The organism is Brevibacterium sp. XM4083, from assembly GCF_006489205.2.
Taxonomy (GTDB): domain Bacteria; phylum Actinomycetota; class Actinomycetes; order Actinomycetales; family Brevibacteriaceae; genus Brevibacterium.
On record NZ_VFYR02000001.1, the window covers coordinates 562,412 to 586,714 of the forward strand.

The window sequence follows — 24,303 nt, forward strand, 5'->3', positions numbered from 1 at the left end:
TCGACCCGTCCCACCTCGGCCGCTCCGGTCACCGCCGACGGTTCCGCCCACGCCGGCGGGGATCCCGCCTCGACGGGAACCCCGCCAGCAGGCAGCCGACCGGCAGAACCCGCACCGGATCGCACTGCTCGAGCACCACCTCGGCGGTGGCCGGAGCGGCCCCCTCTCCATCAGGAGCGCACCAGTGACAGCATCGACGAACAATCCCTCCGGTCCCGGCGACCCCGCGACCCCGAACCCCGGCGACCCAGGCACCGCGACCTCAGGCCCCGGAACCCCAGGCCCTGACACCTCCAGCCCTGCCGTCGACGGTCTCGGCACTCCCATCGACACCGACGAACCGCCGAAGGGCGCCTCGTTCGCCGCGTACTTCCTCCGCAAACTCGGCGGCTCGGCGATCTCGATGATCCTCGTCATCGTCCTCGGCTTCTTCGCCTTCCGGCTGCTGCCGGGCGACCCCGTGCTCAAGATCGCCAAGGAACGACCGATGAGCCCGGCCCAGATCGCCGAGCTGCGCAGCCAGTACGGCCTCGACAAACCGCTCATCGTCCAGTTCTGGGACTACCTCGTCGGCATCGTCACGGGCAACCTCGGCGAAAGCTACGTCTACCGCAAACCCGTCTCCGCGCTCATCGGCGAGTACCTCGGTCCGACCCTCCTCCTCACCGCCACCGCCGCAGTCATCGCGATCGTCCTCGGCCTCTGGCTCGGACAGCTCTCGGCCTGGCGCCGCAACTCGCTCTTCGACAAGCTCGCCTCCTCCACAGCCCTCGTCTTCTGGTCGGTCCCGACGTTCTGGCTCGGCCTCATCCTCCTCATGGTCTTCGGCGGCACCCTCCAATGGCTGCCGACCGGCGGCATGATCACGCCCGGGCTCGACCCGTGGTCACCGGAGGCGATCATCGACGTCATCCGGCACCTCATCCTCCCGGTCATCACCCTCGTCGCCGTCGTCTACGCGCAGTTCCTCATGGTCATGCGCGCCTCCCTCATCGAGGAGATGTCCGAGGACTACCTCACGACCGCCCGCGCGAAGGGCCTCACCGAGGACGAAGTCCGCCGTCGGCATGCCGTGCCCAACGCGCTCCTGCCCACGGTCACGGTCGTCTTCCTCCACCTCGGCGGACTCATCGCCGGCGCCGTCACCGTCGAGGCGATCTTCTCCTGGCCGGGCCTCGGCAAACTCACCTTCGACGCGATCAGCGGCCCTGACCTGCCCCTCCTCCAGGGCACGTTCGTCGTGTTCTCCGCGATCATCATCGTCATGAATCTCGCCGCCGACCTCGTCTACCGCTGGCTCGATCCGAGAGTGAGGAGAGCGTGATGGACAACGATCACCGCGCCGAGGCGGCCCCCGAGTCCGCATCGACCCCGGGCACCCAGCCGGCATCGCCCCCGGGCACCCAGCCCGCATCGTCTGAGGGCACCAAGCCCGGACGGTCTGCTGCCACCCGCAACGGTGCCGCCGGCTTCGACAGCGCGAAGCTCATCCGCGAACGCCGCCTGCGCAGTCTCCGACGCAACTGGCGCGCCTTCCGCACCGACACCCCGGCGATGATCGGGGCGATCGTCCTCCTCCTCTTCGTCCTCATGGCGATCTTCGCCCCCGTCATCGCTCCGGCCTCGATGCTCGACGTGACGAAGCAGCTCGACGTGCCGCGCTACGCCCCGCCGAGCCTCGCCCACCCGCTCGGCACCGACGATCTCGGCCGCGAGATCTGGGCCCGCATCGTCTGGGGCTCGCGCGTCTCCCTCCTCGTCGGCGTCGCCGCGACCCTGATGTCGATGGTCATCGGCACGCTCATGGGCTTGGCCGGCGGACACTTCACCGGCATCGTCGGGGCCGTCGTCATGCGCCTCATCGACTTCTTCCTCGTCCTGCCCTCCCTGCTGCTCGCCATCGTCCTCTCCACCGTCCTCGACCGCGGGGTCTTCACGATCGTCGTCGCGATCGGCATCGCCTCGTGGGCGTCGACGGCCCGCATCGTGCGCTCGCAGACCTTGAGCGTCGAATCCCGGCTCTACATCGAACGGGCGCGCATCCTCGGCGCCGGACATCGGCACATCCTCATCAAGCACCTCCTGCCCGCGGTCATGCCGCTCGTCCTCGCGAACACGACGCTCATGGTCGGCAGCGCGATCATCGCCGAATCGACGCTCGCGTTCCTCGGGCTCGGCGATCCGGGCTCGGAATCGTGGGGGACGATCCTCAAGAACTCGATGGACGCCTCGGCGGCGACCTCGGGATACTGGTGGTACGTGCTGCCGCCGGGCATCGCGATCCTCCTCGTCGTCCTCGCCTTCACGATGGTCGGCCGGGCGCTCGAAGCGATCATCAACCCGACCCTGAGGAGCAGCCGATGACCGATCTCAGCTTCGACGACGTCTCGATCACCTACCGCTCCTCGTCCTCGCGCGGCGACGTGCCCGCCGTCATCGACGTCAGCCTCGACCTGCCGAGCGGGTCGACCCTCGGCATCGCCGGTGAGTCCGGCTCGGGGAAGTCGACGCTCGTGATGTCGGCGCTGCGGCTGCTGCCGAAGTCGGCGACGGTGACCGGGCACGTCCGCCTCGGCGGGCAGGACATCTCCGAACTGAGCTTCGGGCAGATCCGTGCGGTGCGCTGGGCGCAGGCGTCGATCGTCTTCCAGGGCGCGCTCCACTCCCTCAACCCCGTCCGCCGGGTCGGGCGGCAGATCGTCGAGGCCCTCGAGCACCATGCCAAGGGCACGTGGACGACGCCGGAGAGGCGTCGGGCGCGGATGCTCGAGCTCCTCCGCGAAGTCGACCTCGACCCGGCGAAGGCCGAGGCATACCCGCACGAGCTCTCGGGCGGGCAGAAGCAGCGGATCATGATCGCGATGGCGCTCGCGTGCGAACCCGACATCATCATCGCCGACGAACCGACCACCGCCCTCGACGTCATCGTGCAGAAGCAGATCCTCACCGGGCTCGCCGACCTCGTCGCCGACCGCGGGATCTCGCTGCTGATGATCAGCCACGACCTCGCCGTCCTCTCCGCGGTGTGCGAGAACCTCGCGATCATGAAGGACGGTCGGATCGTCGAATACGGCCCCAGCGACGACGTGTGCCTGCGCCCCCGGGAGGAATACACCCAGCAGCTGGCCGGGGCGTTCCCGCAAATCGGCGACGCGGAGTCGCGTCTGCGTCCGCGCACCGCCAAACCCGCCGAGGTGCGGCTGACCGACCCGTTCACGATGACCGACGAGGTGGTGCTCGAAGCGCAGAACCTCAGCGTCACCTTCGACACCCGGCAGGGCCGGGAGAGAGCCGTCCACGGCGTCGACCTCGCGCTGCGCAGGGCGGAGATCCTCGCCGTCGTCGGGCAGTCGGGATCGGGGAAGACGACGCTGGCGCGCTCACTCCTCGGCCTGCAGGAGACCGACCCGGGATCGCAGATCGCCTTCGCCGGCCGGCCGCTGCCGAGGAAGGCCAAGGACCTGCGGGCGTTCCGGCGCCAGGTGCAGATGGTCCTCCAGGACCCGTCGGGGTCGCTCAACCCGAAGCGCAGCGTCTACGAAGCCGTCGCCGAGGGACTCCAGGTCCAGGGGCTGACCGAGGACGAGTACGCAAAGGTCATCGGGGCACTCGAGGCCGCGGAGCTGACCCCCGCGGCGGACTACCTCGAGTCGATTCCGCAGGAGCTCTCCGGCGGTCAGCGACAACGCGTCGTCATCGCCGGTGCCCTCGCCCTCGACCCGCAGGTCCTCCTCGCCGACGAACCCGTCGCCTCCCTCGACGCCTCGGTGCGCGGAGAGATCCTCTCCCTCTTCCTCGCGCTGAAGAAGAACCTCGGGATGAGTGCGCTCATCATCACCCATGACCTGGGCCTGGCCTGGAACATCGCTGATACGGTGGCGGTGATGAAGCAGGGAGAGATCGTCGAATACGGACCGGTCGACACGGTCCTCGCCGACCCCCAGCATGCCTACACGCGCGAACTCCTCGCCGCCGTGCCCCGCCTCGGCAGCCAGAGTCTCGTCCGGTCGGGCGCGACGGTACCGGGCGTCGCTGCCCAGGATGGCGCTGCGCAGGACGGCGCGGCGCAGGACGGCGCGGCAGCGGTCGGCGCTGCGCAGGACGGCGCCTCAGCGGACGTCGTGCCACCCGACGGCACCGCGGCAGACGCCCCCGCACCGGGCACTGCCGCGCGAGGCGTCGCGGCACAGCGGACCGCGGATCGTGCGGGAACCGACGACACATGACCAGCCCCTACCTCGATTCCGCGCCCCTCGTCCCCGGGGACACCGTCCGTCTCATCGCGCCCTCAGGGCCCGCCGACGAGGACTCGCTGCAGCGGGCGATCTCCCAGCTCGAGGCGTGGGGTCTCAACGTCGTTCCGGGAGCTCATCTGCGCGCCCGGCATCCGCGCGTCAACTACCTCGCCGGCACCGATGAGCAGCGCCGCGCCGACCTCGTCGACGCGTGGTGCGACCCCACCGCCGCGGCGGTCATCGCACTGCGCGGGGGCTACGGCGCGATGCGACTGCTCGACGACCTCGACTTCGGCCACCTGGCCCGCTACGGACTGCGCCCCGACGGGCGCCCCAAGCTGCTCACCGGGTCCTCGGACATCACCGCGCTCCACCAGGCCTGGGACCACCACCTCGGCGTCGCGACGCTCTTCTGCCCGATGCCCGGCAACGACCCGTTCAGGGAATCGGCCGTCGTCCCCGCGGAGGTGGCCTCGTGGCTCTTCACCCCCTGGGGCGGACGCGAACTCGGCTTCCCGCCCGACGCGACCGGGTCGCCGCACGCGCAGCCCCCGATTCCCGACGCACCCGGGGAAGCCACTCACGCGCACCCCAGCGCCCCCGGCACCCCCTCTCCGTCGGAATCGAGGACGCAGAGTGTCGATGCGGGGCGCGAAAATCGACACTCTGCGTCCGGAGAATCGCCACCGGACGCCTCCACTGCGCGAATCGGCGCTGCCGACGACGACTCGAGGACGAAACAGTCGGAGAATTCGGCCCATTCTCGGACCATTTCGTCCTGGGGAGTGCGGCACTCGCTTTCGCAGCCGCAGCGCGACGGCACGTCTGCGGACACCACCCCAGTCAGCCGCGCGCGGACGCTCGTGCCGGGCACGGCCGTCGGGCGGCTCGTCGGCGGCAACCTCAGCCTCGTCGCGGCGGGACTGGGCAGCCCGGAACTCGCCGACGTCCGCACCAGGCGTGCGACGCGAGGACCGGCGATCGCGATGCTCGAGGACGTCGACGAAGAGCTCTACCGCCTCGACAACCTCCTCGTCCAACTCGTCCGCGGAGGCTGGTTCGCCTCGGCGGATGCCCTCGTTCTCGGGTCGTGGATCGACTGCGCGCCGATCGACGAGATCGAGGCTCTCGTCCTCGACTTCCTCGGCGAGGCGGGGATCCCGATCGTCTCGGAGATGGGGTTCGGCCACGACCCCGATGCGCCGAGCACCCCGCTCGGCGTCGACGTGCGACTCGAGGCGACGGTAGGGCAGCGGCCGCGGATGTGGGTCGAACGATGAGCGAGCAGAGGCGGATGAACGAGCAGAGACGAGGGAAGGGAACGGGATGACTGAGACGACGAGCGACATCGGCTTCGACAGCCTGCCCGGGGTGCGCTTCAGCGCGCTCGCCTACGACATCGACAGCGGGGAGCGGGTCTTCGCGCACCATGCCGACGACGAGCTCGACACGGCGAGCATGGGCAAGGTGTTCCTCCTCCACACAGCCCTGCAGATGTCCGTCGACGGGACGCTCGACCTCACGGAGCGGCTGAGCCGCAGACCATCGGAGCGCGTCGACGAGTCGGGCATCTGGTACCTCATGGAGCAGAACGACCTGAGCATCTATGACATCGCGGTCCTCATCGGGGCGTTCAGCGATAACTTCGCGACGAACGTCCTCATCCGCCGCGTCGGACTCGACAACGTCGCACGGCAGGTTTCCGCACTCGGCTACCGGAGCTCCGGGCTCCACGACTTCCTCCGCTGGCCGCGGCCCGCGCAGGCTCCGCGCACCCTGTCGACCGGCACCGCCGCCGAGCTCAGCGACTTCATGGCCCGCCACGCCATGGACGAGTTCTGGGACGAGTCGACGAATGAGATCTTCCGTCGCTGGCTGGGCGCCGGCGCGGACACCTCGATGGTCGCCTCGGCGTTCGACCTCGATCCGCTCGCCCACTACCACTATCAGCGTGACGTCTGGGTGTGGAACAAGACCGGGACGGACAGTTCGATCCGCGCGGACGCCGGCATCGTCATGACACCTCGGCGCCGGGTCGCCTACGCGGTCTTCGCGAACTGGGAGAAGGGGACGGACCGCGTCGTCGAGGTCATGCCGGTCATGCGCGCCGCCGGTGACGCCATCCACCGCTTCCTCTGACGGCAGATCCCGACCGCCAGCCCCGCCGACCACCCAGAACGGCCACCCAGAGCGACCACCAGCCCCACCGACCACCCAGCCCCACCGCTTCCCCGACTGAAGGACCACCCTCATGATCTCCGACGGCTTCCTCTTCATCAGCGTGCTCATCGCGATCGCCGCCGCCCTCGTCATCGCCGGCCAGAGCGGCCGCTTCCGGATCTTCGCCTACGTGCCCGGCTTCGTCTTCCTCTACATCATCGCGGCGCTGCTCAACACGCTCGGCGTCTTCGACCACTCCGACTCCGTCACCGAGGTGGGTGACGGCCTGCGCACGGCCCTGCTGCCGGCGATGATCCTCCTTCTCCTCTTCAAATGCGACATCCGGCAGATCATCCGGCTCGGTCCCAAGCTGCTCCTCACGTTCGCCGTGACCGCCGCGAGCATCGTCGCCGGCTTCCTCGTCAGCTATCTCATCCTCCGCTCGGTCCTCGACCCGGAGGCGTGGAAGGCGCTCGGTGCCCTCAACGCCTCGTGGACCGGCGGGTCGGCGAACATGGTCGCGGTGCAGGAGATCCTCCAAGCGCCCGAGGACGTCTTCGGGTACGTGCTCATCGTCGACACCGTCATCTACTCGTTCTGGCTGCTGCTGATCTTCTCCTCCGTGACGGTCTCCGACCGCTTCAACCGCTGGACGAAGGCGGACACCTCGAAGCTCGAGGTCACCTCGACGGCCGACGACGAGGAGAAGCCGCTGACGATGCCCGCGCTCTTCGGGCTCCTCGGATTCGCCCTCCTCGTCTCGGCGCTGGCGATCCAAGCGGGCGAGCTGCTGCCGGAGATCGGCACCGTCATCAACGCCTCGACGTGGACGATCCTCATCGTCAGCGTCCTCGGGCTCATCATCGGCTCGACGCGGTTCGGCCGGGTGCGCGGCTCGAGCGAACTCGCGACGATCATGCTCTACGTCATCATCGGCATCATCGCCTCGGGCTCCGACTTCACCTCGCTCACGCAGGCCCCGCTCTACCTCGTCGCCGGGCTCATCGTCATCGTCGTCCACGCCGCCATCATGCTCGTCTACGCGAAGCTGACGAAGACCGAGCTCTTCAGCATCGCCGTGGCGAGCACCGCGAACATCGGCGGCATCGCCTCGGCACCGGTGGTCGCCGGGGCCTTCAACCGGCAGCTCGTGCCCGTCGGCGTGCTCTTCGCGCTCATGGGCACGTTCCTCGGGACCTTCCTCGGCCTCGCCTCGGCGCAGATCATGTCCGGCCTCGGATGAGGCGCTGCGTCGGGTGAGGCGACGCGTCGGATAAGGCCCAGCGTCGGGTGAGGCGCTGCGTCGGCCCTGCCGCGCCACCGTGGATCCCGCGCCCCGCGCCCCGCGCCACCGCCGGCGCCGGCACCGGAGCGTCACCTCTCGCCCGGTCCGCGATTCGGTGCGAGCCCTCCGACTGCGAGCCCTCCCGCCCGCGAGCCCTCCGCCCGCGGGCCCTCCGCCCGCGGGCCCTCTCGATCAAGCGGCAGTGCGGATACGGGCGCGTGCACGGACACAGATCCGCACTGCCGCTCGATCGAGACACCGGAGGCGTAACCTGGGCGTACGCAAGCACCCACCGCCCGCGACTACGCAACGACAAATCCACTCAGCTACAAGCACCACCTACCCACAAGACCCACCCAGCACTGCCCCCCACCCCGCGACAACCTCGGCGAGGATGACCGTCCCCGCCGCGAAAGGACACAGATGAGCATCGACGTCTTCGACGGACACAACGACCTCGCGTGGTGGCTGCGGGAGGAGCGCGACTACAGCGTCGAGGGGCTCAATGACCCGCAGATCTCGCCGTTCACGACGATGGATCAGCTGCGGGACGGTCACGTCGCCGCGCAGTTCTGGTCGGTGTACGTCCATTCGTCGATCACCGGGGCCGACGCCGTCGTCGCGACGTGGGAGCAGATCGATGCGGTCCGCCGCTTCGTCGCCGCGTACCCCGAGCGCCTGAAGTTCACCCGCACCGCCGCCGAGGTGGCCGCCGCCCGGGATGCCGGCCGCGTCGCCTCGCTCATGGGAGTCGAGGGCGGCCAGCAGATCGACGAATCACTGGCGATGCTCCGCAGCTACGCCCGTGCGGGTGCGAGGTACATGACGCTGACGTGGTCGACGACGCATTCGTGGGCGGACTCGGCGACCGACGAACCCCAGCATGACGGCCTCACCGCCTTCGGCCGCGAAGTCGTCGCGGAGATGAACCGGATCGGCATGATCGTCGACCTCTCCCACGTCGCGCCGAGCGTCATGCACCAGTCCCTCGACCTCACCACGCTGCCGGTGATCTTCAGCCATTCGTGCGCCCGCGGCCTCAACCCGCACCCCCGCAACATCCCCGACGACGTCCTCGACCGCCTGCCCGGCAACGGGGGAGTGGCGATGATGACGTTCGTCCCGTCGTTCGTCTCGCGCGAACGCTGGGAGTGGGCGGAAGCCGGCGAGAACGGGGCCGCCCCCGAGGTGACCGTGGCCGATGTCGCCGACCACTGCGACTACGTGCGCGAGCGGATCGGCATCGACCACGTCGGGCTCGGCGGGGACATCTGCGGCGTCGATGAGCTGCCGATCGGACTCGGCGACGCCGGCCAGTACCCGAACCTCTTCGCCGAACTCTCCCGCCGAGGCTGGTCGGAGACCGACCTGCGCAAGCTCGGCTTCGACAACGTCATGCGCGTCCTCGAGGCGCACGAGGACGCGTACGTGTCCTTCCTGGGGGAGTCATGATGGGGGCTGGGGCAGGGGCAACCGCCGGGGCGGCAGCCGACGTCAGTGCGACCTCCGAGGCTGCGCCGGGCACCGGTTCCACTCCCATTGCGCTGGCGTCACCCGCACCCCGGGTCCTCGTCATCGTCAACGACGTCGACTCCCCGCCGGGGAAGTTCGCCGACTGGCTCGCCGAGGCGGGCTTCGACGTCGACGTCCGCACCGCCCCTGAGACCGGGGTGCCCGCACCGACCGAGCTCGACCGCGTCGACGGCCTCATCCTCCTCGGCGGCGGACTCATGCCCGACGAGACCGACCGCGCTCCCTGGCTGCGCGGCGAGGCCGACCTCGTCCGCCGCGCACTCGACCAGGGCCTCCCGCAGTTGGGCGTCTGCCTCGGCGGGCAGCTCATCGCCCACGTCGCCGGCGGGACCGTGCAGGCGCAGTCGGGAACCCCGGAGAAGGGGTACACGTGGATCGATCTCACCGAGGCGGCCGCCGAGGATCCCGTGTTCTCCGCGGTGTCCGCACGGCCGTCGTTCCTCGAGAGCCACGTCGATCGGATCGTCGATCTCCCCGCTGAGGCACAGCTGCTCGCGACGAGCCCGGCGTGTCGCATCCAGGCCTTCCGCGTCGGGCGGGCGTGGGGCACACAGTTCCATCCCGAGGCGACCGCGCAGAATATCTCGCGGTGGGACGAGGAGAAGCTGGCCAAACTGGGGTTTAATAAGGACACACTCGAAAGAGAGGCCGAGGAGCGTGAGGGCGACAGCCTCGTCGAAGCGAAGAGGCTCTTCACAGCGTTCCTCACCGTGGTCCGTGACCAGCGCGGGCGACCGACTGCGGACTGAGCGCCTCGAGACGACTACGGAGGAATCGTGAGTCACAGCGAGACAGCGTCAGCGGACACCTCGAAGGACGGTGAGCAGCCGGAGACCCTGAAGCGGGTGATGGGGCCCAAGCTCCTTCTCCTCTTCATCGTCGGAGACATCCTCGGCACGGGCGTCTACGCGCTCACCGGCAAGGTCGCCGGTCAGGTGGGCGGAGCCGGCTGGGCGCCGGTCCTCCTCGCCTTCGCCGTCGCCCTCATCACGGCCTGCTCGTACATGGAGCTCGTCACGAAGTACCCGCGCGCCGCCGGTGCCGCGCTCTACGCGCACAAGGCGTTCGGTATCCACTTCATCACGTTCCTCGTCGCGTTCGCGGTGCTCAGCTCGGGCATCACCTCGGCGTCGACGGCGTCGAACGTCTTCGCCGCGAACATGGTCGCCGGTTTCGGCTGGGACATCTCGGGTACCGGGGTGATGTGGATCGCGCTGGGCTTCCTCGCTCTCGTCGCCGCGATCAATCTGCGCGGCGTGTCCGAGAGCGTGTGGTTCAACGTCGTCCTCACCCTCATCGAACTCACCGGGCTGCTGCTCGTCATCGTCGTCGGCTTCTTCGCCCTCGGCTCCGGCAATGCCGACTTTTCCCGGGTCGTCATCTTCGAGACCGCCGAGGACAAGAGCGTGTTCCTCGCGATCACCGGAGCCACGGCGCTCGCCTTCTTCTCGATGGTCGGCTTCGAGGACTCGGTCAACATGGTCGAGGAGACGAAGGATCCGCGGATCTTCCCGAAGATCATGCTCACGGGCCTGTCGATCACCGGCGTCATCTACGTCCTCGTCTCGATCGTCGCCGTGGCGGCCGTCCCGATCGGTCAGCTCGCCGCGAGCGAGACCCCGCTGCTCGACGTCGTCCGGGCCGGTGCCCCGGGGATTCCGATCGATGCGATCTTCCCGTTCATGACGATGTTCGCCGTGGCGAACTCGGCGCTCATCAACATGCTCATGGCCAGCCGCCTCCTCTACGGCATGGCGAAGCAGAACGTGCTGCCGCCGGTGTTCGCGAAGGTGCTGAAGAACCGCCGTTCGCCGTGGGTGTCGATCATCTTCACGACCCTCATCGCGTTCGCCCTCATCATCGCCGTGACCAGCATCCTGCCCGAGACCGTCACCGCCTCCCTCGGCGGCACGACATCGCTGCTGCTCCTCGCCGTCTTCGCCGTCGTCAACGTCGCGGTGCTCATCCTGCGCCGCCAGCCGGTCGATCACGAGCACTTCCGATCGCCGACGTTCCTGCCCTGGCTCGGCGTCTTCACGTGCGCGTTCCTCGTCGGACCGTGGGCGCGCCTCGACGATCTCATCCAGTATCAGATCGCTGTGGCGCTCATCGGCATCGGCGTGGTCCTCTGGGCGATCACCTGGCTGTGGAACCGCTCCGTCAAGGGCCGCAGCACCCGCTTCCGCCACCCGGACGACCTCACGTGATGACCGTGCCGTCCCGGATCCCCCGGCGGGGGAGCGTCGTCCCCCTCGGTCGGCGTCGTGCGGGGGAGCGTCGTCCCGCTCGGTCGGCGTCGTGCGGAAGTGCTCCGACCGCCTCGGCGAGGTCGCGCAGAGGAGCTGCGACCGCCCCGGCGAGGTCGTGCGGAGGAGTTCCGACCGCCTCGGCGAGGCACGAACGAACCCGCCCCATCCACCATGCTCATGTCCGCCCCGATCGGGCGGCAGCGAACCGAATGCGAAGGTGAACCATGACCATCATCGTCGGCTACGTCAACACCCCGGATGGGCGCGCGGCCCTCGACACCGCGATCGCGGAGGCGAAGAAGCACGACAGCAGCGTCATCGTCGTCAACGCCTCCCGGCCGGTCGTGCGGCGGGACTCCCACCGCCTCGGTGAGAAGGAGATCGCCGAGGTGGAGTCCATCCTCGCCGAGGCGGGGGTGACCGGGGAGATCCGGGCTCCCGGCAATGAGCTCGACCCGGCGGAGCAGATCATCGCCACCGCCGCCGAGGTGGGGGCTCAGCTCGTCGTGCTCGGCACCCGCAAGCGCACCCCGGTGGGCAAGTTCCTCCTGGGATCGACGGTCCAGAAGGTCATCATCGACGCCGTGTGCCCCGTGCTCTGCGTCAAGGCGGAGTACTGAGCTCAGTGCTGAGCGCTGGGGTGCGGGCTGGGTTGCGGGCTGAGCTGCGTGCTTGGTTGCGGGCTGGGTGATGAGCTGAGCGCTGGGCTGGGTGCCTGGGTGCGCGCTGGGTTGCGGGCTGAGCTGGGTGCTGGGTTGCGTGCTGAGGTGCGCGCGGGTGCGCGCGGGTACGCGCGGAATTGCGCGCTGGGGTGCGCGCGGAGCTGAGCTGACTCGTGTGCCCGTCGGCTGAGGTTCGGCCCGGTGCAGTGGCTCAGCCGGCGAGGGCGCTCTGGATGAGTTCGTAGTTGATCATCGCGCCGGCGCGCACGCCGCTGGCCGCGCTCGCTCCGAGCATCGCGGACATGTCCGCAACGTTCCCGACGGCCCACACACCGGGGATGTCGGTGCGACCCGTCGGGTCCGCGGTGATCGATGATCCCATGCCGCTCGGGTCTTCGACGACGCTGCCGCCGAGCTGAGAGAAGACCTCGCCGTTGGCGCGGAAGAACGGGCCGACGACCAGCGCGTCGAGGGTGATTGCGGAGGCGGTGTCGTCGGATGCGGCGGCTCCGTGTTCGGGAGCAGCGGTGACCTCAGGCGCGGTGAATCCGGCAGCGGTGGTGTCTGAAACGGCCCTGTCGTCAGATGCGGTGGCATGGCTGGGAGCGCCGGCGACTTCAGATGCGGTGGCGTGACTTCGATCAGCGCTCGGTCGGTTGATACTCGAGGCACCGGCGGCAGACCTCAGTGTCACTTCGGTGCCTGACGCGGTCCTGTGCACTGCGTCGATCTGCGCATCGACGAAGGCGATGCCGAGGGCGTCGAGCATTGCCGCCTGCTCGGGCGTCGGGTTCGGCGCAGCGTGCCTGATGAAGGTCACCCGGTCGCTGAGCTGGGAGAACATCATCGCCTGGTGGTACGACAGGGCCGTGGTGCCGATGATGCCGATGCTCTGCCCGCGCACCTCGTAGCCGTGGCAGTAGGGGCAGTGGAGGACGGTGTCTCCCCATCCCTCGGCAAGGCCGGGAATCTCCGGGAGCTCATCGGTGATGCCGGTGGCGATGACGACATGCTGCGCCGTGACCCGAGTGCCGGCTGTTGTGTCGAGGATGAAGCGGTGGGTGGGTGCCGCCTCGGCGGGGGCGCTGTGCGTACCGGTTTCGGTGGGTGCCGCCTCGGAGGGAGCGCTGTGCGTACCGGTCACTGTGGGTGCCGCTTCGGCGGGAGCGCTGTGCGAACCAGTCACGGTGGGTGCCGATTTGGCGGGGGAGTGCCCACCGGTCGGGGCGTTCTCCTGGTGAGGACGGGCCGCCTCGGTGTCGGTGGACTGTGCGCCGGTCACGGTGGCGTCGATGAACGTGACCCCGTAGCCCTCGGCCTCCTGTCGACCCTTCGCGACGAGATCGAGCGGGTTGATGCCCTCGTGTCCGAGAACATTGCGGGCATGGGCGCTTGTGCGGTTGCGCGGTGAACCAGCGTCGATGACGACGACCTGGCGCAGGGAGCGAGCGAGAGCGATCGCCGTGGCGAGGCCGGCGGCACCACCTCCGACGATGGCGACGTCGGCGGTGATGGTCTGGGTGGCTGGGGTCATGACGGTTCCCTCGCTTCTGGATTCGGACAGTGCAGAGATCGGTGGACAGGGACCAGTGTGCTCGGAGGCAGTCGCGACTGCAATCAGGTTTGCGATAACTGCAATACCTGCTCTGTTCTCGGCGGTTTCCCGAGGTGAGGAAGGCGAGGAGAACGCTGAGACAATGAATTCAAACTAAGGAAGATTATCTAAAAAATTCGTACATCACTATTCACTACTCACATCCTTGGGTGTAAGATGGATCACACAGGAACCACAGGACGACGGACGGACCTCGAGGACATGACCCTCACCCCGGATCGCAGTCGCGATCAACGGAGCGCACGCCGCAAGCGGATGTCGCGCCGCTCGCGTGCGGCCGGAGGTCGGGTTCCGAACGGCAGCCGTCAGCGGAAGCTCGACAGGCGGCGGTCGAGCGACGGTGCTCCCGATGTCGGGGCCGGCCCGGACGCATGGTGGATTCCGGCCGAATGCTCAGACTGGGACGAATCGTCCGCGCACCGGCAGAACGATCTCATCGAGCGGCAGCGTGATGTCCTCGGCGGGCTGGGTCCCGCTCCCGGCAATGGGGAAGTCGGGTTGGGCTTCGCCAGCTCGATCTCCGACCGGACCATGCACGACAGGGTGTCCGGGCCGCCTGCCGAACCCCGCGACCCCTTCCCCGACGAGGCTGGGGCGTCCGACCTTGAGCATGTCGGCGCTGATGCCGATTCCGATTCCAGCCCCCAGGGTGTCAGCACTGATTCCCGCTCCCAACACGTCAACACCTCAGTCGACGCGAGTGCAGGCAGCGCAGACAACTCGAGCGACGCCGCGACCCAGGGGCATAGTCATCCCGAGGTGGGTGAGGAAGATCAGGTCGAAGTCACAGCGGACAATGCGCAGTCGACCGTCTCGCCGGTCCACCCTCTGCTCAACGACGAAGCGTGGGCTGACCTCTCGTCGCTCGCGCCGGAGATGACCGGAAGCATCGAGAATCTGCGCAGCCTCGTCGACGAACTGGAGTGCTTCGCGCGGCCGATGGGCCCCGATGAGGCGATCGCGATGCTCGACGGCATCGAGACGATCAACCGCCTCGCCGAAGCGCTCTCGGTCGTCACCCTCTCCGTGTTCCAGCGAGTCGGGGCTCCACGGGACTACGGCGCAAAGACGACGAAGGACCTCGTGCGGGATCGCTGCGGGGTGTCCTCGCGAGAAGCGGCACGGCGCGTCGATCTGGCTGACAACCTGGGCAAGCGGGTGACCACCTCAGGGGAATCGCTCGAACCCGTCAATCCGGCGATCGCGGAGGGATTGCGCTCCGGACGGCTGTCGACGGTGCAAGCCGGGCTGATCACCCGCTTCATCGGAGAGCTTCCGCGCACGGTCACCGAGGCGCAACGACTCGAGGCGGAGAGCATCCTCGTCGACAAGGCACCGGCCGTGCACGTCAAAGACATCAGGATCCTCTTCGACGAGATCCTCAAATGGCTTGATCCCGACGGCGAACTGCCCAAGGACGACACTCCGCGAGAGGACTTCGCCGTCCATCTGCGCGCCCGCAAAGACGGAACCTGGGACCTCCGGGGTCGCTTGGACGCCGTGGTCGGCGGGATCATGCACGGACTGCTCACGTCACGTATGCAGTCCGAGTCCGAGAGCGGCACCGACTCGTGCTCCAACGGCACTCAGCCAGTCGATGACGAGGAGCCGGGCACGGACATGCAGGCAACCGGTGATGATGTGGGCTCGAGCAGCGATGGCGAAGGACGTCTCGGTGGTGAGGTCGGCAGCAGCGGTGGTCCGAGCGCCGACGATGCGGCCGCCGGCAGCGGTGATCCGGCCGGCATCGGTGGCCCGAGGAACAACGGCGATCCGAGCGGCGATGATGCGGCGGACGACGTCGTCAAACTGTTCTCCGAGGTGCTCTGCGGTGACCGTTACGACGCCGTCGATCCGACTCCCCAGCAGATTCCCGTCGCGTCGGCCCAGAGTTCGCGTGCCGCGGATGTCCCTGCGGGGTACGGAATGCGCGACGACGGCATCGCCGTGCCCATGGTCGGTGCCCAGCCGTCCGTGCGCAATCGGATCTACGAGCGGTTCGCGACGATCATCGGTCGCATCGAAATGGACCGCGTCGGGGCAGGCGCACCGTTCGCGCTCGTCGTCACCGCCAAGGCCGAAGACATCGCCCAAGGAAGGGGTCGTGCGACGACGGGAGCCGCCGAGAGCTTCCCCATCGACACCGCTGTCCGCGAAGGACTCAACAAGACCGTCTTCTTCCACCTCATGAGCGAGAAAGGCCGGACGGTCAGCGTTGAGACCGAGAACCGGTACGCGAACAAGAACCAGCTCGCAATCCTCACCGCACGCGACAAAGGCTGCACATTCCCCGGCTGTGAGACCCCACCGGGCTGGTGCGAAGCGCACCATATCGTGCCGTTCTCCGAGGGCGGCAAGACCAACATCAACAACCTCACCCTGGCGTGCAGCTATCACCACCACCTCATCGACCGAACCGATTGGGAGACGATCACGCTCTTCGACGGCAGGCCCGCCTGGGTGCCGCCGGCGACCATCGACCCAGCGCGACGGCCGATCCTCCACACCCGCTTCATCGCCGACGACATTGCCGACACCCTCTTCGGATAGCAGCGCAATCGAGGCTCGAGGGGACGAGTGTGCCCTCGCCTCGGGCTGACGACTCGCGGGCAGACGCCCCTCGAACAGACGACCCTCGGACAGACGACCCTCGGGCACGGCGATCGATCCTGGTCAGCGCCGTGTGTGAGCCAGGTCATGGAATGATCGCCTCAAGGCGACTGTTGGCCTGAACATGGAGCTTTCCCTTCTCGATCTCGTGCCCGTCCGCGTCGGGCAGACCACTTCGGACGCTTTTGCCGCGTCCCACGAACTCGTCCGCGCCGCCGATGCACTCGGCTACACCCGCTACTGGGTCGCCGAACATCACAACATGCCGTCGATCGCCTCGACGATGCCCGGAGCCGAACTCATGTACCTCGGCCAGGGCACCGAACGCATCCGACTGGGCTCCGGTGGAGTGATGCTGCCCAACCACGCCCCACTCGCCGTCGCCGAACTCTTCTCCCTCCTGGCAGCGATCTACGGCGACCGGATCGATCTGGGCATCGGACGGGCACCGGGCACGGACCCGATCACCTCAGCGGCGATGCGGGGCCACCTCGGCGAAGGACGGATGGTCGACCGCAACGGTCAGACCATCGACCCCGTCGAACAGTTCCCCCAGCACGTCATCGACACCCTGGCCCTGATGACCGCCGAGGGTGTGCGCATCCCGCTGCAGGGCGGACGCGAACACACGCTGCGCGCGACTCCGGCACCCGTCCCGGGCACCCAGGTGCTGCCGTGGCTGCTCGGATCCTCGGGGTACTCCGCACGCCTCGCCGCGGAACTCGGCATGCCCTACGTCTTCGCCAACCACTTCGCCGCCGGCGCGACGACGGGCATGAAGATCTACCGTGACAACTTCACCCCGGGCGCCTACGGCGACGAGCCGCGCACCTTCGTCACCGTCAACGCCGTCGTCTCACCCACCGAGGAGGAGGCTCGGCTGCGATCCGAACCGTTCATGCTGCAGATGGCTCGGCTGCGCACCGGCGGGGCGATGGGACCGCTGCGACTGGCCGGTGATGATGTGCGCTCGGTGATGACGGATCAGGAGCGCATGGTCGCCGAAGAGCTGTCGAAGAACTGGATCATCGGCGACCCGCAGTCGGCGAAGACCCAGATCGAGGAGCTCGCCGCCCGCTTCGAAGTCGATGAGGTCATGCTCCAGCCCGTGGCCGGTGCCATGGACGGCGAAGACCTGCGTGAGGATGCCGCACGGATCCAGACCCTCGAGCTGCTCGCCGGTGAGCTCCTGCGATGAGCTTCTGCGGTGAGCCTCTTGCGGTGAGCTCCTTACGGTGAGCCCCTTGCGGTGAACTCCTGCGGTGAGCTCCAAGAGTGAGCCCCATACGGTGACCCCGATCGCTGAGCAGCAGTCCGGGAAACGGACTGTTCACCGTCTGACCCGAGACAATATCCGGGTCAGACAGTAGAATCGTCTGCGTGCATCGTTTCGATGCCCTGAGAATCGGCCGAGACCGGTCGGTGCGCAGGGTGACGGAACGCAGAGAAATGAACATTCGGCGGCTTCCCCCGCGCGGGTGCGACCCCAGGTCTATCCCGCAGACCGAAAGAGAATCAATGCGTACCAGAATCGCTGTTTCGGCGGCGCTCGGACTCGGGCTCGTGCTCAGTGCCGGCGCTCCTGCCATCTCGAGCAATCTGACTTCGACGAACTCCTCGTCCACTATGGCGGCCTCCGTCGTGCCCGGACAGGAACTCGAACCCATCACCGACGGCAAGATCGAGAAGGGCGAGACCGCCTACGTCGACGTCACCGTCGCCACGTTGTGGAAGGACACGTCCTCCCCGCGCAAGGTCGACGAACCGGCTCTGGGCAAACCCGTCGACCTCGACAAATGGAACGACAACCTCAAGGACACCGAGGTGCGCCGCGGTCTGACCGGCAAGACCGAGACCCAGGCCGTCTACGGCTCACCCGTCACCGTCCTCGACATCAAGGGTGACTGGGCGAAGGTCGCCGTCAACGACCAGTCCACCCCGAAGGACGACAAGGGCTACCCCGGCTGGGTGCCGACGAAGCAGCTCGTTGAGAACGACCGCTTCGGCTCGCTGAAGAAGGACCAGCCGCGCGCTGTCGTCACCGCGAAGACGACCGAGCTCGAAGGCATCGAGTTCACGAAGGACGCGGGCGCCGACCCGAGCTTCAACGTCGAGCTTCCCCTCATCGCCCAGGACGTCGAGGACGTGCGCGTGGCCCTGCCCGGCGGCGGGGCGGCGTGGATCGACGTCGACGACGTCGCCGTCTACGAAGCGGGTGACAAGCCCGCCAAGCCCTCCGGTGACGACCTCGTCGAGACCGCGAAGCAGTTCGACGGCCTCCGCTACCTGTGGGCCGGTGTCTCCGCCTACGGTTTCGACTGCTCAGGTTTCACCTACAGCATCTACCGCGCCCACGGCATCGACATCCCGCGCGACTCCGGCGATCAGGCGAAGGTCGGCAAGGAGGTCTCGTCGAAGGACCTCAAGGCCGGCGACCTGCTCTTCTTCTCGACGAGCTCGGGCACCGTCCACCACGTCGGCATGTACATCGGCGACGGCAAGATGATTCACTCACCCAACGCCTCGAAGACGGTCTACGTCGTCGACTGGAAGGACTGGGACAAGGGCAACGAGTTCTCCGGAGCCCGCCGCATCATCTGATGCGCATCCGTTCGTTCCCGCACTGAAGCCGGCCGCAGTCGTCCTGCGACCGGCTTCCGGCGTTTGATGGGGGCCAGTTCGCCGAGGTGGTGGGCAATTCGCCGAGGTTGTCGCCGGTCCGCCGAAGAGGGTGCGTGAGTCCGGGCCCCGTCCCCCGAGGCGATGGCTGGCGGTCGTGGTGACGCGCGGCCGGCTCGGCGGGTCAGTGCCGCGAGGTCTGGCGTGATTTGAGGAAGATCGCCCGCGCGAGATCGTCCCGGCGCTCGATGAGCAGGCGCCGCAGGGCCGCCGGCGCATCGGCGTTCTCGTCGAGCCACGCGTCGGTCCGCTCGACAACGCCCTCTTCATCATCCGACCAGCGCGGATAGAGCCCGAGCACGAGCCGCCTGGCGATCTCGATCGAATTGTCCGCCCAGAACCCGCGCAGCCGCTCGAAGTACTCGTCGACGTAGACCTCGGTGATCGGCAGCGCAGAAGGGGCGACGAATCCCGAGATGATCGCCGAGAGCACATCATTGCTCAGCTGGGCCGCATCGAGGATCGCCTCCCATGCGCGCATCTTGACGATCGGCAGAGGCAGCGCCGCACTCGCGGTCTCGGCGCGCAGTCGCCCTGAGGAACTCTGGTCGAGGTGGGTCTCGCGGGCGATGTCCGTCTGGTCCGCCCACCCCAGGCTGACAAGAGCGGTGAGCGCGTTCCACCGCAGCGCATGATCGTTGATGAGCCCCCGGAACGGCAGCGAGGCGGCCGCATGCTCCGCGGGCCCGCTCGCCCCAGCCCGCGCGGAGGCCCGTCGCGAGGCAGTGGCCGACCCGGAGTCCGCGCCCTTCCCAGCGGCCGCCGCACGGTCGGCGCTGGAGCCATCAGTGCTGGAGCCGGACGCGGCGTTGGCCTCGGACGCAGCACTGCCGCCGGACGCAGCACCGGTGTCAGACGCAACACTGGCCTCGGACGCAACATCGGCCTCGGCCGCGGGCGTCGTCTCCGGTGCCGCCTCCTCGGCGACCTCGGGGCTCATGCTGTCGATCTCCTCGCCCACTGGCACCGTGAGCACCTGCGTGGCGAACGCGCGACCCATGGCGATCGACGGGTTGGCCTCGATGCAGCGCGCCGTGCGGGCGGTCAGCGAGAGGACGAGATTCGCGAGATGCAGCTGCGCATCCGACCCGGACTTCGCCGTCGCGAGCGCATCGAGCGCGGCCCCGAGGAGCCCGGAGATCGCCGTCTCGAAATTGCGTTCGGCCACCCACTGATCAAGGCAGAGCAGAGCCGTCTGACTCAGACCGGCCATGATCCCCGGATTGCTCTCCTTGCCGAGGCTGCGCGCATACGCCGTGAGATACCTCTGCACCGGCAGCAGCCCGTCGCGCACCGCATTGTCGAGAGCCGACCACACGAGCGCCCGCGAGAGCGGATCCTTGATCCGCGACACCGCGGTCACCGCGGTCTCTGTCGACGCCTCGTCGAGGCGCACCCGCGCATAGTCGTGGTCGCCGTAGTTGAGGAGGGCGATGTCACCGCGCGTGCGACCGATGAGCTGCTCCACCTCGGCGGACTCCTCATCGAAGTCGAAGACCACGGAATCGAGCGGCACGATGTCGCGCCCGGCCCGGCCGAGGGTCGCGATCTCGAGCGTGTGCGGCCGCAGCAGCTTCGCACCCTCCGCCGAATCCGACTGCGAGATCCGCGCTCCCGTGATGCTCGCCCGCGCGGCATCACGCGCGGCTCCGGCACCCCGCGACGACGCGGCGTCGCCAGCCGACCCAGCGTCGCCCGTGGACCCGGCATCGCCCGCTGACCCAGCAGTGCCGGCCGACCCGGTGTCGTCCCCCGTCGTCAGGGCGAGCGAGAGCTCCGAGACCCCCGAGGTCCCCAGCCACGCGTCCGCCCAGCCGGCGATGTCCCGCTCGGGAGCCGCCTCGGCGAGGCATTCGAGGAAGTCCGCGAGCTCCGTGTTCCCGAACGCGAAGCGCTTGAAGTAGAGCCGGGACCCGGCGAAGAACGCCTCCCGCCCGACGTACGCGACGAGCTGCTTGAGCACCGAGGCGCCCTTGGCATACGTGATGCCGTCGAAGTTGAGCTTAGCCGCCTCGACGTCGGGGATGTCGGCGACGATCGGATGCGTCGTCGGGTAGAGGTCCTGCATGTACGCCCACGCCTTGCGACGCAGCGCGAACGTCACCCAGCCGTCGGTGAACCGCGTCGCCTCGGCGAGCGCCAGCCCGCCCATGTAATCGGCGAACGACTCCTTGAGCCACAGGTCGTCCCACCACTTCATCGTTACGAGATCGCCGAACCACATGTGCGCCATCTCGTGGAGGATGACGTTGGCGCGCGACTCGTACATCGCGTCGGTGACCTTGTCGCGAAAGATCATCGCGTCGGTGAAGGTGACGAGGCCGGGATTCTCCATCGCGCCGAGGTTGTACTCGGGAACGAAGATCTGATCGTACTTGCCCCACGGGTAGGGGTAGTCGAACTCGGCGCTGAAGAAGTCGAGACCGGCCTTCGTGATCCCGAGGATGTCGGCGGCATCGAGATGATCGACGAGGGAGGCCCGGGTCCACACGCCGAGGTCGACCGTCTCCTGCGTCACCGGGTCCGTCCACGTGTCCGTCGCCCCCTCATAGGGGCCGGCCGTGATGCACGTGATGTAGCTCGACTGCTTGAGCGTCGGCGCGAAGTAATGGGTCACGGCATCGTCGCCGGTGGCCTCACGGCTCGTCTCGGCCTGATTCGACAGCACCTGGAACGCTTCGGGGGCAGTGACGCTGAAGACGAACTTCGCCTTGAGATCGGGCTGGTCGAAGTTCGCGAACACGCGCCGGGCATCGGTCGGTTCGAACTGCGAGTAGAGGTAGACCTTGCCGTCGGCGGGGTCGGTGAACCGGTGCAGGCCCTCACCCGAGGTCGAATACCGTGCCCGCGCCTCAACAGTCAGGGTGTTCTTGCCCTCACGGACGGGAAACGTGATGCGGGCACCGTCGAACACCTCGGCGGGGGAGAGGTCCTCCCCATTGATCTGGACCAGAGAGACGGAGTCGGCGATGAGGTCGATGAAGGTCTGGGCGTCGGCGCGAGCCTTGAACTCGACGACGGTGCGGGAGAGGTACGTATCAGCATCGGACTCGGCATTGCTCACATCGAGATGAACGGTGTAAGTCTTGACCTTGAGCAGATGAGATCGGCTCTGCGCTTCGTCTCGGGTCAGGTTCGTCGTCATTCTTCAGCCTCCTCGGCGCACCGACATTAGCATGTCACAATTCCGGTAATCTGAGTACAGCGAGCGCGGGAGGGGGTCGGAAAGCATGGCGAAAGTCGAGGTCAGCGGGCTGGCCAAGCGAGGGTTCAACGTCGTCGCCCATCGTCTGCGCATGGGATTCAAACGCGTCGGCGCGAACTTCGGACAGCTCATCCAGATCCCCATCGCCGCGACCGCCGCGTACGCGTTCTGCGTCTACGTCCTCGGCCATCCCTACCCGTTCCTCGCCGCCGTCGCCGCAGCCGTGGGCATCGGTCCCGTCGCCGACCGCCGCCTGCGCCGCTCGCTCGAGATCGGCTTCGGCGCGACCTTCGGGGTGCTCGTCGGCGAGGTGCTCGTCAACATCTACGGGTCCGGCATCTGGCAGCTCGCCCTCACCCTCATCATCGGCCTCGTCATCGGCACAGTGCTCAACTCCGGGGGCATCTTCATCACGCAGATCGCCGTCCAGTCCGTCTACGTCGTCGTCGTTCCCGCGACCGCGACGACCCTGCCGTTCCCGCGCACCCTCGACGCCCTCGTCGGCTCGCTCTTCGCGATCATCCTCGCCCTCATCATGCCCCGCGACGCCCGCAAGGTCCCGCGGGCGCTCGCGGCGAACCTCCTCGATGAGGTGAGCAGCGTGCTGACGATGATGTCGCGGGCGCTGCGGGACGCCGACACCGAACTCGCGATGCGGGCGCTCACCCGTGCCCGCGAGACCCAGGACATCATCGATTCGTGGGGGTCCTCGCTCCAGGTGTCGAAGGAGGCCGCGAAGATCAACGCGCGCGGTCGCCGTCATGCCGCCGAGGTGACCCGACTCTCCCGCGCCCACACCTACTCCGACCGGGCGATGCGCACGATCCGCGTCATCGCGCGCAGGGTCGTCGGCATCACCGAGCTCGGGGTGAAGAAGCCGATCATCGCCGACTACGTCGAATCCCTGGCCGACGGGGCGAAGAAGCTCGAGATCGCACTGCGGAGGGGCACCGACCGCTCCCTCGCCGAGGTGGCCCTGTCCGAGGCCGCAGGCGAACTCGATCCGCGGGCGGAGAAGAGCTGGGACATCCACGACGAATCCCTCGTCCTGCTCCTGCGGCCGGTGGCCGCCGATCTCCTCCAGGCGGCCGGTCTGACGAACGACGCCGCCCACGACCGGCTGCCCTCCCTCGCCGAGGACAACGCCGACGGGCCGCCCGTGGAGTGACGCGTCCTGTCAGTTTTCGATGAGGGCGTCGTCAGGGTTCGCCGAGGCTGTCGTCGGCTCTCGACGGCAGCGCTGTCAGCTCTCGATGACGAAGATGCAGTTCGTGCCGGGTTCGAGCGCGGTGAACGTGTGCGGCTGATCGCCGGGATGGACGAGATAGTCGCCGGCGACGAGTTCGTACGACTGTCCGAGCGCCTCGATCCGCGCCGCCCCGCGGCCGACGATGACGTGCTCGATCGTGCCCGCCGGGTGCGGGTGGGAATTGCGTGACTCGCCCGGTTCGGCCTGGATGAAGTAGATGTCGCGCCGTGCGGTCGGCGGGGACGTCGAGAGCAGCGTCGCGACGTAGTTCGCCGACGTCGAGGGCAGGCTCGGCATGTCGCGGACATGGTGGAGGGCGACCTCGTGCTGCGGGGGATCGAGCAGTCGGGAGAGCGGGATGTCGAGGGCGGCGGCCAGAGCCCACATCGTCTCGAGGCTCGGATTGGCGGTGCCCGCTTCGAGGCCGGACATCGTCGACTTGCCGATGCCGGCACGGCGCGCCACCTCCGAGAGGGAGAGGCCGGCGCGCTGGCGTTCGCGCTTCACCGCCGCGGCGACCTGGGCCCTTGGCGTCCGCGAGTCCTCCGGGACGACCTCACCGGGGGACGTGTCGCTGGGGGATGGGTCGCCGAGGGATGAGTCGCCGAGCGCGGAATCATCGGCGCCAGAGTCGACGATCTCATCGGAGTCGGCGACATCGTCGGCGCGGTCGACGTCGACGCGGTCGGCGCCATCGTCGGTGCGGTCGACGTCGCCGGCGTGGTCGGTGAGAGACGAATCGTTCGAAGCTGCACTCATGGCACCATCGTACCGTGGTGTTCATCAGACCGATGCCCCGTTCGGGTTGACGAACGAATGGG

At 68.2% G+C, this 24,303-nt stretch carries 17 protein-coding genes; 14 read left to right on the plus strand and 3 right to left on the minus strand.

The window, feature by feature from the left end; genetic code table 11:
- Positions 1-184: 184 nt before the first annotated feature.
- The 10 genes from FJ887_RS02400 to FJ887_RS02445 all read left to right on the plus strand — a co-directional run bounded on the left by FJ887_RS02400 (position 185) and on the right by FJ887_RS02445 (position 12,082).
- A complete protein-coding gene (locus FJ887_RS02400; RefSeq protein WP_249356784.1) occupies positions 185-1,324 on the plus strand; it encodes an ABC transporter permease subunit in 1,140 nt (379 codons plus the stop codon).
- Entirely contained in the window at positions 1,324-2,364 is a 1,041-nt protein-coding gene (locus FJ887_RS02405) for an ABC transporter permease (protein ID WP_137825712.1), read from the plus strand. Before FJ887_RS02400 ends, FJ887_RS02405 begins: the two co-directional genes overlap by 1 nt.
- Positions 2,361-4,226, plus strand: coding sequence for an ATP-binding cassette domain-containing protein (locus FJ887_RS02410; RefSeq protein WP_250786144.1), 1,866 nt, complete (start codon positions 2,361-2,363; stop codon positions 4,224-4,226). Before FJ887_RS02405 ends, FJ887_RS02410 begins: the two co-directional genes overlap by 4 nt.
- Positions 4,223-5,515, plus strand: a complete 1,293-nt coding sequence (locus FJ887_RS02415) for a S66 peptidase family protein (protein ID WP_140954822.1) — start codon at positions 4,223-4,225, stop codon at positions 5,513-5,515. Before FJ887_RS02410 ends, FJ887_RS02415 begins: the two co-directional genes overlap by 4 nt.
- Before the next feature lie 46 nt (positions 5,516-5,561).
- Complete coding sequence (locus tag FJ887_RS02420) at positions 5,562-6,374, plus strand: serine hydrolase (protein WP_140954821.1); 813 nt, start codon at positions 5,562-5,564, stop codon at positions 6,372-6,374.
- Positions 6,375-6,486: 112 nt separating this feature from the next.
- Positions 6,487-7,638: a DUF819 family protein gene (locus FJ887_RS02425; RefSeq protein ID WP_140954820.1), complete on the plus strand. Its 1,152-nt coding sequence runs from the start codon at positions 6,487-6,489 to the stop codon at positions 7,636-7,638.
- Positions 7,639-8,103: 465 nt separating this feature from the next.
- Positions 8,104-9,132, plus strand: coding sequence for a dipeptidase (locus FJ887_RS02430; protein ID WP_140954819.1), 1,029 nt, complete (start codon positions 8,104-8,106; stop codon positions 9,130-9,132).
- Complete coding sequence (locus FJ887_RS02435) at positions 9,132-9,962, plus strand: type 1 glutamine amidotransferase (protein ID WP_140954818.1); 831 nt, start codon at positions 9,132-9,134, stop codon at positions 9,960-9,962. Before FJ887_RS02430 ends, FJ887_RS02435 begins: the two co-directional genes overlap by 1 nt.
- Positions 9,963-9,989: 27 nt before the next feature.
- On the plus strand, positions 9,990-11,420 hold the full coding sequence (locus FJ887_RS02440; protein WP_137825699.1) for an APC family permease: 1,431 nt from the start codon (positions 9,990-9,992) through the stop codon (positions 11,418-11,420).
- 266 nt (positions 11,421-11,686) lie between these two features.
- Positions 11,687-12,082 carry a universal stress protein gene (locus FJ887_RS02445; RefSeq protein ID WP_137825698.1) on the plus strand — a complete coding sequence of 132 codons (396 nt, stop codon included), beginning with the start codon at positions 11,687-11,689 and terminating at the stop codon, positions 12,080-12,082.
- Positions 12,083-12,335: 253 nt separating this feature from the next.
- Here FJ887_RS02445 and FJ887_RS02450 read toward each other — a convergent pair whose 3' ends face one another.
- Entirely contained in the window at positions 12,336-13,658 is a 1,323-nt protein-coding gene (locus FJ887_RS02450) for an FAD-dependent oxidoreductase (protein ID WP_140954817.1), read from the minus strand.
- 237 nt (positions 13,659-13,895) lie between these two features.
- Here FJ887_RS02450 and FJ887_RS02455 point away from each other — a divergent pair, with 237 nt between their 5' ends.
- From FJ887_RS02455 to FJ887_RS02465, 3 genes are all read left to right on the plus strand, one after another.
- Positions 13,896-16,289, plus strand: a complete 2,394-nt coding sequence (locus FJ887_RS02455) for an HNH endonuclease signature motif containing protein (protein WP_140954816.1) — start codon at positions 13,896-13,898, stop codon at positions 16,287-16,289.
- 184 nt (positions 16,290-16,473) lie between these two features.
- Positions 16,474-17,547 (plus strand): LLM class flavin-dependent oxidoreductase, encoded by a 1,074-nt coding sequence (locus tag FJ887_RS02460; RefSeq protein ID WP_181365613.1) that lies wholly within the window; start codon positions 16,474-16,476, stop codon positions 17,545-17,547.
- 320 nt (positions 17,548-17,867) lie between these two features.
- The gene (locus FJ887_RS02465; RefSeq protein ID WP_140954814.1) at positions 17,868-18,950 is read left to right on the plus strand and encodes a C40 family peptidase; all 1,083 of its coding nucleotides are present in this window, start codon (positions 17,868-17,870) and stop codon (positions 18,948-18,950) included.
- Positions 18,951-19,152: 202 nt separating this feature from the next.
- Here the strand turns inward: FJ887_RS02465 and pepN are convergent, their stop codons facing one another.
- On the minus strand, positions 19,153-22,173 hold the full coding sequence (gene pepN / locus FJ887_RS02470; RefSeq protein WP_140954813.1) for an aminopeptidase N: 3,021 nt from the start codon (positions 22,171-22,173) through the stop codon (positions 19,153-19,155).
- Between the two features lie 85 nt (positions 22,174-22,258).
- Here pepN and FJ887_RS02475 point away from each other — a divergent pair, with 85 nt between their 5' ends.
- On the plus strand, positions 22,259-23,401 hold the full coding sequence (locus tag FJ887_RS02475; RefSeq protein WP_137825693.1) for an FUSC family protein: 1,143 nt from the start codon (positions 22,259-22,261) through the stop codon (positions 23,399-23,401).
- 75 nt (positions 23,402-23,476) lie between these two features.
- Here the strand turns inward: FJ887_RS02475 and FJ887_RS02480 are convergent, their stop codons facing one another.
- The gene (locus FJ887_RS02480; RefSeq protein WP_249356783.1) at positions 23,477-24,241 is read right to left on the minus strand and encodes a helix-turn-helix domain-containing protein; all 765 of its coding nucleotides are present in this window, start codon (positions 24,239-24,241) and stop codon (positions 23,477-23,479) included.
- Positions 24,242-24,303: the final 62 nt, after the last annotated feature.